This is a genomic window from Pantoea sp. T14 (genome assembly GCF_036663535.1).
Classification (GTDB): Bacteria; Pseudomonadota; Gammaproteobacteria; order Enterobacterales; family Enterobacteriaceae; genus Pantoea; species Pantoea phytostimulans.
In genome coordinates this window covers 104,747-116,817 of sequence record NZ_JAWUEB010000022.1, presented here as the reverse complement: position 1 = coordinate 116,817, position 12,071 = coordinate 104,747, and the positions used below count along the sequence as shown (strand labels likewise).

General features: G+C 48.8%; 12 protein-coding genes. 6 read left to right on the top strand and 6 right to left on the bottom strand.

The window, feature by feature from the left end:
- Window positions 1-141: 141 nt before the first annotated feature.
- Together SC127_RS10095 and SC127_RS10090 are read left to right on the top strand one after the other, a co-directional pair.
- The gene (locus SC127_RS10095) at window positions 142-846 is read left to right on the top strand and encodes a TetR/AcrR family transcriptional regulator (RefSeq protein ID WP_332626129.1); all 705 of its coding nucleotides are present in this window, start codon (window positions 142-144) and stop codon (window positions 844-846) included.
- 92 nt (window positions 847-938) lie between these two features.
- A complete protein-coding gene (locus SC127_RS10090; RefSeq protein WP_332626127.1) occupies window positions 939-1,634 on the top strand; it encodes an aspartate/glutamate racemase family protein in 696 nt (231 codons plus the stop codon).
- A gap of 157 nt (window positions 1,635-1,791) precedes the next feature.
- Here the strand turns inward: SC127_RS10090 and SC127_RS10085 are convergent, their stop codons facing one another.
- From SC127_RS10085 to SC127_RS10065, 5 genes are all read right to left on the bottom strand, one after another.
- Window positions 1,792-2,067, bottom strand: coding sequence for a hypothetical protein (locus tag SC127_RS10085; protein WP_332626125.1), 276 nt, complete (start codon window positions 2,065-2,067; stop codon window positions 1,792-1,794).
- 74 nt (window positions 2,068-2,141) lie between these two features.
- Window positions 2,142-2,681: a cytochrome b gene (locus SC127_RS10080; protein WP_332626124.1), complete on the bottom strand. Its 540-nt coding sequence runs from the start codon at window positions 2,679-2,681 to the stop codon at window positions 2,142-2,144.
- Window positions 2,678-3,733 carry a catalase family peroxidase gene (locus SC127_RS10075; protein ID WP_332626123.1) on the bottom strand — a complete coding sequence of 352 codons (1,056 nt, stop codon included), beginning with the start codon at window positions 3,731-3,733 and terminating at the stop codon, window positions 2,678-2,680. The genes SC127_RS10080 and SC127_RS10075 overlap by 4 nt, the downstream gene beginning before the upstream one ends.
- A 78-nt stretch (window positions 3,734-3,811) precedes the next feature.
- The gene (locus tag SC127_RS10070; RefSeq protein ID WP_332626121.1) at window positions 3,812-4,396 is read right to left on the bottom strand and encodes a DUF308 domain-containing protein; all 585 of its coding nucleotides are present in this window, start codon (window positions 4,394-4,396) and stop codon (window positions 3,812-3,814) included.
- Window positions 4,397-4,748: 352 nt separating this feature from the next.
- The gene (locus SC127_RS10065) at window positions 4,749-6,158 is read right to left on the bottom strand and encodes an amidase (RefSeq protein ID WP_332626120.1); all 1,410 of its coding nucleotides are present in this window, start codon (window positions 6,156-6,158) and stop codon (window positions 4,749-4,751) included.
- 119 nt (window positions 6,159-6,277) lie between these two features.
- Between SC127_RS10065 and SC127_RS10060 the strand changes: the two genes are divergently transcribed.
- The gene (locus tag SC127_RS10060) at window positions 6,278-6,850 is read left to right on the top strand and encodes a TetR/AcrR family transcriptional regulator (protein WP_332626406.1); all 573 of its coding nucleotides are present in this window, start codon (window positions 6,278-6,280) and stop codon (window positions 6,848-6,850) included.
- Between the two features lie 335 nt (window positions 6,851-7,185).
- On the opposite strand, the gene SC127_RS10055 is transcribed toward SC127_RS10060, so the two are convergent.
- Window positions 7,186-8,709: a DUF1254 domain-containing protein gene (locus tag SC127_RS10055; RefSeq protein ID WP_332626118.1), complete on the bottom strand. Its 1,524-nt coding sequence runs from the start codon at window positions 8,707-8,709 to the stop codon at window positions 7,186-7,188.
- Between the two features lie 677 nt (window positions 8,710-9,386).
- Between SC127_RS10055 and SC127_RS10050 the strand changes: the two genes are divergently transcribed.
- The 3 genes from SC127_RS10050 to SC127_RS10040 all read left to right on the top strand — a co-directional run bounded on the left by SC127_RS10050 (window position 9,387) and on the right by SC127_RS10040 (window position 11,970).
- The gene (locus SC127_RS10050) at window positions 9,387-10,265 is read left to right on the top strand and encodes an AraC family transcriptional regulator (protein WP_332626117.1); all 879 of its coding nucleotides are present in this window, start codon (window positions 9,387-9,389) and stop codon (window positions 10,263-10,265) included.
- 81 nt (window positions 10,266-10,346) lie between these two features.
- Window positions 10,347-10,997 carry a LysE family translocator gene (locus SC127_RS10045; protein WP_332626405.1) on the top strand — a complete coding sequence of 217 codons (651 nt, stop codon included), beginning with the start codon at window positions 10,347-10,349 and terminating at the stop codon, window positions 10,995-10,997.
- 232 nt (window positions 10,998-11,229) lie between these two features.
- Complete coding sequence (locus SC127_RS10040) at window positions 11,230-11,970, top strand: metallophosphoesterase family protein (protein WP_332626115.1); 741 nt, start codon at window positions 11,230-11,232, stop codon at window positions 11,968-11,970.
- Window positions 11,971-12,071: the final 101 nt, after the last annotated feature.

The following is a 12,071-nucleotide window of genomic DNA, read 5'->3' as shown; positions in this document are numbered from 1 at the left end:
TCAAGAGGCTGGCTCACTATTCTGTCGTACGGAATCGGAAAGAATCTTATCTTCTGACCCGGTTACCGTTTCGGAAGCCACAGGAAGGTAGAGAGCATAGAGCTATAGACAGACTTTTAAGGCTGTAAAGGCGTGAACCACATGAAAAGCGCTGCCTTGACAAACTGGCTACCTACAGATAGGTTGGATGATGCAATATTTACACTCGATACAAGGGCTATCTTTTTCTTTCGTATCGGTAATCCGAGACTATTTATGACTGAACTTTCACAGAAAGCTAACGAAATTGTTGCCCATACTCGTCGCCTGCTGACCACCGGCGGCTATAAGAGCTTCAGCTATGCTGATATTGCCGAAGTCGTGCAGATTCGTAAGGCCAGCATTCACCATCACTTTCCCGGTAAGGCGGATCTCGTGCGCACTGTGGTGGCGCAGTATTGTGAAGAAGCGCGTGCGGGAATGTCAGCTCTTGATCGTCAGCTCAACGACCCACTGGCTGAGCTTAAAGCATATATTGGCTACTGGTCCCAGTGTATCAAGGACGGTTCTTCCTCATTCTGTATATGCGTGATGCTTGCTGTGGAGTTACCTACCTTACCAGCCGAAGTGGCTGCTGAAGTCTCCCGTCACTTCCACGACCTTTCCAACTGGTTAACCTCGCTGCTCGAAAAGGGGCAAAGCGAAGGCACATTTAAGCTACAAGAAACGCCAGCCGTAGAGGCGAAAGCCCTGATGGCCACGGTACATGGTGCCATGCTGGCGGCTCGAGCTTTTGATAATGCCGATATGTTTCAACAAATTATAGAGCCTGTTTTTAATCGTCTTATTGCTGAAAATTCGCCATAACGGTAAATGGAGATGCAGCATTTTATGTCTCCTCCTTTTTAATTACTTCAGCTGTTTATCCTCGAAATATTCCTCTATAACTGAGTGGAAATATGATGCAAACGATTGGAATCCTGGGGGGCATGTCTGCGGCCTCAACGCAAATTTATTACCGAAAAATGTGTGAGTTGGTTCGTCAGCGCCTGGGTGGCTTGCATTCTCCTGAGCTGCTGATTCGTTCGCTAAATTTTGCAATCATCGAAGATTTACAGATCAGAGGCCAATGGGACGAAGCCGGTTCACTTTTGAACACCGAGGCAAAGGCGCTGGAACGCGGAGGCGCTGATTTTATCGTTCTGGCAACAAATACAATGCATAAACTGGCTGAGCAGATGATGGACGGTATCAGCATCCCGCTGCTGCACATTGCGGATGCAACGGCCGCCCGGGTTATCAAAGAAGGTCTGCAAGCGCCAGGTCTGATGGCGACAGCTTTTACAATGGAGCAGTCCTTTTATCTTGATCGTCTCAGGGCGGCTTCACTTCAGCCTGTTGTTCCCGATACTGCCGATCGGGCAGAAGTGCATCGCATCATCTATGAGGAGCTGTGCAAGGATATAATAGTCCCAGCCAGTCGCTCTGTTTATGAAGACATAGCGCAGCGTTTAGCTGAAAAGGGTGCAGATTGCGTGATTCTTGGATGTACGGAAGTGGGTATGTTACTTAACCAGGATAACGTTTCCGTGCCCGTTTTTGATACCACGCTGATTCATTGCGAAGCAGCGGTTGAGATGGCGTTACGTCCCTGATTGCACCCATCATGATTCTCTTAATGCGTTATCCCGGTCTTGCCAGCTCATGATTGAGCTTGGGGAGTATGAAGTTTTGGCCATCATACCGGCAAAGCTTATAAATAATGCATTCGCAAAGCTCGCAGAAACTCTTTTCTTGCGAGCTTTGTCCTCATTAAGGTTTATCCTGAATACAGCGAGATTCCTCAACCAGCATCCTGACAATTTTATCCACCAGGAATGGTGCAGCATGGTTAAGTTCTCTGTCTGTTAAGAGCTTTTCAGCAATTATCAGCGCGAAATGGCGAACCGCTTCCTTTTCACCAGCGATTACAGACTGAGAAGGCTCTTCAACCGCCTGCGATTTTGGGGCGCCGGATTCATTCGGCATACAGGCCGAACATGCATAGATTTCTAACACTTTCCTGTCAGGAAAACGGATAACCGTCATTGCCTTCCTCCATCAATGGGATTGCGTTCACGGTGGCAACCTTTTTCAGCAAGGTTGCGGCATAAACCGGACAGTCAGGGTTTACGCATGCCGGTCATACTGCGGAACACGGCATCTCGCAGTACAAAAGCATGGAGCAGCGCAGCTGCCAGATGCAGCATTACCGTAGCGAATAGCGCGAGCGCAAACCAGGTATGCAGGGGGCGCAGTAGCGCATACCAGTCATTATTCACGGGCACAACAGGCGGCAGGACAATTCCGGCACCGAGAGTAACAGGATAACCCGCCGCTGAAAGCATGGCCCAGCCAATAAGAGGCTGGGCCAGCATCATCAAATAAAGTATCCAGTGTGAAAGATGCGCCACGCCACGCTGCCATGCGGGTAATGACGCTGGCAAAGCGGGAGTTACGGTTGCAAAACGCAGCCACAAGCGAACCACGACTAAAACCAATATCATCACGCCGAGCGGCTTATGTATCGCCACCAGTAAACTATGCAGGGATGATACGCTGGCAACCATGGCTACGCCGATAAACAGCATTGTTAAAATCGCTGCGGCCATAAGCCAGTGCAGGAAGCGCATAGCTGGATGAAAATATTCGACATGCTTCATAATTTCGCTCCTGCTTGTTGAGCTTGTTCCCGAGTGCGCAAATTGTACGACCTGGCATAGGACGACGAACGCGCATTCAATATCGGATCGTCAGAGGCGGCTATACCATCGGGCAAAATCAAAGGATCAAAATTGATGTCATTGCAGGGGCCTTGCTGCTGAGGAGTGGCTTGGTTTATCACCAGCGTGCCGGCATTAATCGTTTGACGATCGGCTGGCCATGCTTTAGTGGCATCATTACTTTTATCGCCAGCCTGAGCCAGTGTCATGACTAAATCCCACCTGAGCGCGCCCTGACCAAGGCGCTGTATAAGGTCTTTCTGCAAAAAATCGCTGTCATGTTTATTGGCATCGCTGACAGGGTCTGCCTTGATGGCCGGAACCATACTCCAGCGGACCAGATGTGAGTTGCCCGATTTATCAATCAAGCGGAAGGCATTGAGACTGTTAAAGCGATCGCTGGCCCAGCTGGTGGACGGCGTATACTGCTTAGCCCATGCAAAAAAAGGTTTTACTTCCGGATGATTCGTTATGAAAGCGTTGAGTTTATTCGGGTTTACTTTTCCGGTACTGGTATCAGGCAGTGTAGCCGTCTGAAGCTGATAAAACGCTTCAACCGAAGAGACAGGAAAGAAGGGCATGGCATTCATGCCCGTGCGCCATTGTTCACCATTGGCTTGTTGAAAAAGCAGAGCCATGCTGCGTACCGGCACAGCGTAATCGGGTGCGAGGGGATTACCACCCGCAATGGCGAAACGTCCCGTTACGGCTGTTTCTCCTCGGGAAAACAGTGACGCGCGCGATAAAACGCTGGCATTACCATTAGAGATAAAACGGCCAAGCACGCAAATGCCTTTAGCATGATTCCGACGATAGGTCGGATGCACGCCAGATGACTTTTCTAATACATTTACAAGCTTGTCTGAGGTAAGACGTTCAGGTGCCAGCCAGCCGCCAGTCCAGAGAAATAATAACGTTACTGTTACCGGAATAACACCAGCTAGCGCAATACGCAGCAATATTCTTCCGGTGAAAATTGATTGCATTTTCATATTTCACTTAGCGTTTACAGAATGGGTACAATGTAATTTATCGAAATTAAAATCTGAATCGATAAAACCACTCTTTGATTAAGAAAAGCTAACCGGTTTATTTTTTCTGATGATCGCCGTGAGTGATACGGCTGAAACAAGAAAATAGAAAGCGCCAAAGGCCGCATAACCAGCAATGTTAATAATGGAAGGTGGAACAGGCATTTGAGCCTGAAAAATAAAAAATGTCCCAGCCAGGGCGGACTGCGCACCACTAAGAGCCATACTCCACTGAGCGTTATAATTTTTCCAGCGTTGAATCGCCGCCCCAAGCTGCAATAGTCCTGATAAAATTGCCCATCCGCCAAAGACAGCAATGACTGCATTCATGCTTTTTGTGATTGTTAATATCACTGCCAGCGTAGTGATTATGCTGACAATAATATTGATGGTCTGCATGCGATTTTTTCCGAAGCCACCGCTCTTAGTTGAATCAATATAATTGGCTAACGCATCCCAGGCAGGATAGATAACCAGTAAAATAGCGGCCAAACCAAATGAGTGCTGACCAACAGTAAAAGCGGCTGCAACCCACATTAATGAAAATCCGGTACGTAAATAATAATATTTTTTTAGCCAGTAATGAGAGGGCATATTTTGCATCGGCTTAATATTCAGCGACATTTTATTCTCCAGCATGTACGTATGCTTTAAACACATTATTAACACAGAATTAACCAGAAATGCCATCCTACTAGTAGGATGGCATTTCTGTCAACGCGGTTATCTTTTTTCCAGAGGCTTTGCCACAAAAGGATAAAAAGCATGCTTTTTATGCTGTTTGGTGCCGGCTATCTGACTGGTCCGTTGCTGGCGCGTTATCTGAGGTGCTTTGTAGGAAATTACCTGAATTCAGTTGGGATGAGATGTGAAACCGTTGGGTTAGCTATGAGCGAAAAGCGGGCCTTGATTGATAGCGTCTCTGTGAGCATGAGCAGATTAGGCCCCACGATACTTCGCGAGGCCTTTAGCCATTTTACAGCGACGGATGTGCCCCTTTTACCGGGCTGACTTCTTCAAGCAGGGATGCGATATGTAAAATGGTTCTCTCTGCATGCCATTTGCCAACAATCTGAACGTTAACTGGCATTCCCTCGCGACTTTTTCCAAACGGAAGCGCTATACCGGGTAATCCCGTTACGTTAAGTGGGACCGTGGCACCCTGAAGATAAGTCGCATCCACTTCTTTACCGTCGATAACAAATCGATCAACGCCATGTTTGTGTGCCGGGATAGGAAGAACATGCGTTATAAGCACATCATACTGAGAAAAATACTCTGCAAAACCATCCCGTAGCCTTTCTGCTGCCTGCTCCGCATCAATAAAATCAGACATGGAAGTGTCTGGCAGTGACAGCATAGTTTTGGCCATCTTATAAAGCTCATCAGGGCTATGACCTGCTGTTGCTGCCGCAAATGCAGGCTTCATTTCCATGACGTGTATCCGGTTGAAGACATCCAGCGCAAAATCCTGCTCCAGCGCCGGGATACTCACGTGCTCCACAACCACGCCGGGTCCCTGTAACGCTTCAGCTGCTGACCTGACTATTGCTGCCACTTCAGGGTCAACAGGACCAAAGCCCGGACCGGTCATCCAGCCAATACGAAGCGGACGTAATGATGCAAACGACAGTCCATCTGGGTAAATCGGCGCATTGCTGGAAAAAGCATCATGCCCGTCCGGCCCAGACAGTTGTGAGAAGGCCAGGGCAATATCGCGCACAGAACGGGCCATAGGACCCACATGCCAGAACCGGCGGGGGGCACGCGGCCAAATGCCCGTCATGGGCACGCTACCGTGCGTTGCTTTCATGGACGTGATTCCAGTTTGCGCAGCCGGTCCGCGCACTGAAATGGCCAGGTCTGTACCCAGCCCAAGCGGAGACATTCCTGCAGCAATAGCGGCTGATTCGCCCCCGCTGGAGCCACCGGGCGTGCGTGTCAGGTCCCATGGGTTATTGGATCGACCGGAAAGCAGATTATCGCTTTCAATCCAGTATGAAAATTCCGGCAGGTTGGTTTTCGCAAGCAGGATGCCACCTGCATTTTTGAGACGCGCCACGCTGGTAGCATCCTTATCAGGAAGACGATTTTTAAAAATAGGGGAGCCACGCTGTGTCAGTACGTCGGCCGTATCTATCGAATCTTTCACCGTGAAGGGAACGCCATGCAGGGGACCGAGATTGTCTCCTCTCATCACTGCGGCTTCCGCTGCAACAGCATGTTTCATTGCATCATTTGCCATTGTCACAATGGCATTAACCTCTGGGTTTATCGCTTCGATACGGTCAATGTGCGCCTGCATAACTTCAACAGGTGAGATTTCACGACTGCGAATCATTGCGGCCAGTTGGGTTGCGTCTGAATAAAAAATATCTTTGCTCATGATGATCATCGCCTTATCTAACTAACGTTTGGTAGGTAAACAGTAGGCGCATAAATTGACCCTGTCAACACCTACCTAACACATGTTAGAATTAAAGCATATTCTTCAGGAGAGACATGATGAGCAAGACATCTAAAGACGAAATATTAAAAGCAGCCCGTCTGGCGGCACAGGCTCATGGTTACACCGGGCTTAATATTCGCGGCCTGGCTGATGAGGTCGGTATCAAAGCCGCAAGCATTTATTATCATTTCCCCGGCAAAGCGGAGTTAGGTGCGGCAGTTGCACAGCGCTACTGGGAAGACACGGCGCACGACCTCGAAGCAATACGTGAAGCAGAGGGCAATGCACTTAAAAGTCTGATCCGTTATCCGCATATATTTCGCCGCTCGCTTGAAAGCCAGAACCGGCTATGTATGGGCAGCTTTATGGCTGCTGAGTATGATGATCTGCCGGAGCCGGTGAAAAAAGAGATACAGAAATTCGCTGACGTGAATGTGGTGTGGTTGAATACGCAGCTTCAGGAAGCAGGTATCGCCAGTGCTGAAGACGGGGAAAAACGCGCGCGTGCTATTTTTTCCGCTATTGCCGGCGCACAGCTAATGGCCAGAAGCCGGAACGATATTCATCTCTTTGACGAAATTATTGAAGGATATGCACAATCGGGCTTGCTGCCTTCCGTTACGAAATGAATATGATAATGCGGGGATGAGGAGTTTAAACCAGGCATCTGGCCGATGGGCAGTTCCTTAACCGGCAGAACCGGTAAGCTCCGCCAGAAGCGGAGTTTCGGGCCTAACGGCTGGGGGCTGATGGCAACGGCAAGTACCAGCCCTGAATCTGGCCGCGCCAGTTAGTCTTATAGACTTAATTAAGGGCGAAAAAAGGGAAAGCGAGCGATCTGCTGAAGGTAGCGGAAGAGGGGTTATGTAACCGTTAAGTCTGGAAAAGTCCGCTAAGAGCGAAAAGCGGACATATTGTCTTACGCTGTCAAAATGTTATCTGACAACGTATTAATGTCTGATAGTCAGTGATTTACTCGTTCAAAATCGGGCAATTTAAAGGTTTTATTGTTTAATTCGTCAGTTGGCCCGTAGCAACGCATTGCGGGCAAAGGTCGTTTTCCACTGGTGGGGATCCAGTTATTTTCCAGTCCTTGCGGAGCTTTAGGCCCAATGTAGAGCGTGACGCTGCCATCTGAATTTTTCGACATCTTATCCATATCATACGAAGAGAGAGTCGTACGGTTCGAATCGGAATAGATGAAAGACATCGTGTCACGGTTATAAACCGATAAGGCCCAGAACTGTTTTACCGGCATCTTTGCAGGCACGGTAATCTTGTATAGCTGACCCGCCTCAAGCAGGTTGCCGTCGCTGTCAGCCATCGCCATGAGATACTGTGTTGCAGGCGAATTACCCAGCTCTTTAGGCATGTAAGTACACCAGAAGTATTCTGCCGCGCGGTTGATGAGGTCAATGCGGTTGTCATAGACAAACGTGAATTTTTTATTGTCGTCAGCCTGAAGCAGTGATGCGTAATGTCTGTCGGGCCAGTACAGCTTTTCTTGAGGAAAATTATCAAACCAGTATTGCAGATAGAACCAGGCGTCTATCGCTGCCTGACGCATGGCTTTCCTGGTTTTTTCATCGGGTTTAAAAGGCTTGCCATGTTCGATCCCCAGAGACATCAGCATGCCCATCATCACTTTATCCTGTTCCTGCACCGGCTCTACGCTCATAACCGCATGCAGGTCTTCAAAATGACGCTCATCGTAGAACGGTAACGTAGGGTAGCGGTCATTGATTGGATCGACGAAACGTTGCTGCGGAGGTGAACCTGCCTCTGACAGGTAATACATGCGAAGCCGCTTTGAGTAGTGATAGGCGTCCTCAGCGGTTTTACCTTTTGCCGGTACGGAACGGAATGCAAGGGCAATGCGGTAATTTGGCGAAGGGACATGAATATAACCTTCAGGAACAGGTTTTTCATAGCCTGGTGGCGTCAGTAGAATTTTGCCGCCTTGTCCTTTATCAAGCCCTGCGGGGCCGATATCCGCAATGGTGAACTGCCATGCATCAACAATCTGACCATATAAACTTCCGTCGGCAGTCGTTGCCGGAACGTCGAGCACAACCGGGCCTTTCTGAAGATCGGTAAAAGCAGAAATGTATGGCGTGGTGCTGTTGGCCGTGATGGCTTCCAGCTTTGGCGTTGCCGGAGCGGAGTAGGCAATAATATCGTTATCTTTCAGTCCCAGGTCGGTAAACGCCGCCCGGCGGAAACTGTAGATGGCGATAGCTGGCATATTCCAGAGAACAGCCTCAAAAGCACGCTGATACTTAATCTGGTAGTCAAAATCGCTCACCGAACACTGAGAACCCGCAGGTGGCAACCCACTCAGCGTTTCCCCTTTATCACCCGCGCCCTGCTTTAAGTTAATCGGGATTGGCCGCATTTCAGCCAGTGCCGAAGGAGACTGCCTGAGAACCGCTAATCCAACCGCAGAGCCGACGGCCAACTTATAAAAATCTCTACGCGTAATAGCCATCTTAATCCCTTTATTTACAGTGAGGAGAAGAAAAGTTTTTATGTATGTTAGCTGTAAAAATGGAAGTTAGCTGACCTGTCCCTGTTGATTAACTTACTGTGTTAACTATGTCCGCTTCTGGCACAAAGCGGACATTGAGTAGGACAAGGTCCGCTATGAGCAAGAAGCGGACATCAATCTTTAAGCATGTCCTCAAAGGCCAGGCTCCACGATAAAACCTCAGCCGATGCTCGCAAGCCATGGACCCAAAAAGGATCATCGGAAAATATGGATAAGGCCTCTTCTTCATGCTCAGCCTTTCACGACCCATAGCGCTCCGACAGGTTGATCGTTATGCTTTTTACGTAATGAACCGGCAGCAAGAACCACACCTCGTTTTTGCTTTAACCAGTCTAAATGAGGATTGAGATAGTGTTTTCTGACATTGTATTCACTTTGGTGATCGGTGAACCTTATTGGGAAAAGCATTTCTTCCCCTTTTCCAGCATTCTAGTTGGCGATTTCTTGAAGTTAATAAGCATCAGAGCCTAATTCCATAGAATGATAAAACCCGCGGCAACACATCTGTGCAAACTAAGTGCAGGCTGCAGAGTTCTCTCTTTAAATTAATGACATCATGGATGATTTCACGCCATGCTGGCATGACCCGGTCCACTGGCATCAGGAAGGAAACAGCCATGATCATCAGACCCAGGCTCACCGCTAAGGATTCGAGCCACAGCGGTAACGATAACGTCAGCACAGACAGCCGGACAGAATTCTGGCGCGATCCGTCCGTTAACTATGTTGAAAGTCGCCGCGCCTGTAACAGCCGCGCGTGTTATAAGCCACACAGTCATCCGACTTTTTCTATAGGCGCGGTTGATGCAGGCGGTAGTACTTTCACTGGCGCGACATCTGGCCCGTGCTCGTTGCGGCCCGGAATGATGGTTTTCATTCCGGGTGGCTGTGTTCATGCCTGTAATCCTCTGCCTGATCAGAGCTGGAGCTATCAGATGCTGCACCTGGATGCCGGCTGGTTAAGTGCTTTAGTTGCAGAAATGAGCAATTTGTCGGGTGGGTTCATCAGTGAAAGTGAAATTCGACTGGTTGATAAAGACGTTGTCTATCGTCGCTTCTGTGAACTGAATAACCTCCTGTTTTCAACCGCCAGTAAAGAAGATAAAAATGCCGCGCTGATAGAGTTTATTGGCGATTGTGACTGTGGCGAAAACCTGGTTGAAACATTCCCGGCCGTGTCGCCCTGTGCCAGCCTGGCAGTAAAAAGCGTTATAGATGCACTGCAACAGACCGAGCGCCAGCCGTGGGGGTTAACAGAATTGGCAAACCTCTCAGGGCTGAGTCGTTATCAGCTGATCAGGGCGGTTCGCGTTGCGACCGGAATGACGCCGCACTCTTACCAACTTAACGTTCGCATTAATCAGGCGCGCAGCTGGCTTCAGTCAGGCCATGAAATAACCGATATTGCCTACCGACTGGGTTTTGCCGATCAAAGCCACTTCCAGCGTGTATTTAAGGCTCATACTGGTGTAACGCCGGGCTGCTATCGGGCTTGAGCAAAATGCAATTTTATTCAATACAATGCTGTTCCAGTTTTGCATCCTGTTAAAAATTTTTTTTAAGAGGATCATATTGTGATGCAACAATTTTTTTTCGTGGCAGCGGCACATTTTCTGGCGCTGCTGTCGCCCGGTCCGGATTTTTTCCTGGTTGCACGTACCTCAATAAGAGCCGGTTGGCGGCGTGCAGCAAATGTATGTCTGGGAATAGCGATCGCGAACGGCGTATTTATTCTCGCCGCTTTCAGCGGCATAACGCTTTTCCGACCGGACAGTATCAGCTTTATTGCTATTCAGCTCGCAGGCTGTGCCTATTTACTGTACATCGGTCAACTTTTTATCCGCTTTGCTGGCAGGAATTCCATTGCTGAACACAATGTCGAAGCAGATGCCCTTAAGACAGAATCTGCGGACGTAATGAGTCCTTACCGTGAGTCAGGCATGGGCTTTTTGTCTGGTATTCTCAATCCTAAAAACGCGCTGTTTTACGTCAGCCTGGCCACGCTGCTCGGCGGGACCCATACGGCGATGAGTCTGAAAGTCGCCTATGGTGTGTGGATGTTTAGTATCGTGCTGCTGTGGGATTTGCTGGTGGCAATATTCATTGGCAATCGCTTGTTCCTGCGGTACTTTTCGCAAATGTTGCCCTGGCTGGAACGTATCTCTGGTGTCATCCTGATTGGCCTGGCCTTGAGCGTTATCGCGGTCAATGTTATCAAACTTTCCTGATAGTCCTCATGCCTTTAACTTCTGCTTTGGATTAAATGCAGGCATGCGTATATCCCTCTGGAAAACATCCCCATGGCACAATTTTGAGTGGCTATGAGCTAAAAGCTGACCAAAATATAGGAGCCTGTTAATCAAACAGGATGGGCCAGCGGAAGCCCATCTTAACCCCTTGATGCAAGGGTAAAAAGCAATTAGAGAAAACCAGGTATCTGATTAAGAAAACAGGAGTTTGATGATGAAAATGGCAGCGATTTCGGACATTCATGGAAATATTTTCGCGCTAAATGCCGTGCTGCAGGATATCGAAACCCGGGGAGTAGATTTTGTTGTCAATCTTGGCGATGTTTTTTCTGGTGGTCTTTGCCCGGCAGAAACGGCCGAGAGGCTTTTACCGCTGAATTTCCCCACGATAAAAGGTAATCACGAACGGCAGTTGCTTGAAACGCAACCTGAAAGAATGGGGCTGTCCGACAGCCATGCGTGCAGGCATCTCAGACCGGAACACTGGGACTGGCTGCGAAATATGCCTGCTGAGCTAACCCTTCATGACGAGATCCTAATGGTTCATGGGGTTCCGGGTGATGACAGTATTTATCTTCTTGAAGAGGTGACGGAATCAGGCGTCAAAGTCTCTTCTCACGCAAGGGTGAATGAGTATGTGGAACATCAGACCGCTTCTCTTATCCTCTGTGGTCACACTCATATCCCCCGAAGCCTTGAACTGAGCTCAGGATGCCTTATCGTGAATCCCGGCAGTGTTGGTTTACAGGCCTATGAAGATGATCAGCCCTATTATCATAAAATGGAAAGCGGTTCACCGCATGCCCGCTATGCGATTCTGGAAAAGTGCAACGATAAATGGTCCGTAGCGTTTCATAAGGTAGCCTATAACTGGGAAAAAGCCGCCGAGGTTGCATTGGCTAACAATCGCCCTGACTGGGTTAACGCGCTCACAGCAGGAAGAATGGAATAGGGTGTAGTGGTAAGAAACCTGCCTCCATAAAAATCCCGGTCGGCTTTGTGCGAAAAGCGGACGTAGTGACATCGGTGATGGCGGTATGTTGCAGTCTGGCG

Excerpts from the sequence above, each read along its gene's own strand:
- SC127_RS10095 (WP_332626129.1), top strand. The coding sequence starts at position 142 with ATGAAAAGCGCTGCCTTGACAAACTGGCTACCTACAGATAGGTTGGAT.
- SC127_RS10090 (WP_332626127.1), top strand. The coding sequence starts at position 939 with ATGATGCAAACGATTGGAATCCTGGGGGGCATGTCTGCGGCCTCAACG.
- SC127_RS10085 (WP_332626125.1), bottom strand. The coding sequence starts at position 2,067 with ATGACGGTTATCCGTTTTCCTGACAGGAAAGTGTTAGAAATCTATGCA.
- SC127_RS10080 (WP_332626124.1), bottom strand. The coding sequence starts at position 2,681 with ATGAAGCATGTCGAATATTTTCATCCAGCTATGCGCTTCCTGCACTGG.
- SC127_RS10075 (WP_332626123.1), bottom strand. The coding sequence starts at position 3,733 with ATGAAAATGCAATCAATTTTCACCGGAAGAATATTGCTGCGTATTGCG.
- SC127_RS10070 (WP_332626121.1), bottom strand. The coding sequence starts at position 4,396 with ATGTCGCTGAATATTAAGCCGATGCAAAATATGCCCTCTCATTACTGG.
- SC127_RS10065 (WP_332626120.1), bottom strand. The coding sequence starts at position 6,158 with ATGAGCAAAGATATTTTTTATTCAGACGCAACCCAACTGGCCGCAATG.
- SC127_RS10060 (WP_332626406.1), top strand. The coding sequence starts at position 6,278 with ATGAGCAAGACATCTAAAGACGAAATATTAAAAGCAGCCCGTCTGGCG.
- SC127_RS10055 (WP_332626118.1), bottom strand. The coding sequence starts at position 8,709 with ATGGCTATTACGCGTAGAGATTTTTATAAGTTGGCCGTCGGCTCTGCG.
- SC127_RS10050 (WP_332626117.1), top strand. The coding sequence starts at position 9,387 with ATGATCATCAGACCCAGGCTCACCGCTAAGGATTCGAGCCACAGCGGT.
- SC127_RS10045 (WP_332626405.1), top strand. The coding sequence starts at position 10,347 with ATGCAACAATTTTTTTTCGTGGCAGCGGCACATTTTCTGGCGCTGCTG.
- SC127_RS10040 (WP_332626115.1), top strand. The coding sequence starts at position 11,230 with ATGATGAAAATGGCAGCGATTTCGGACATTCATGGAAATATTTTCGCG.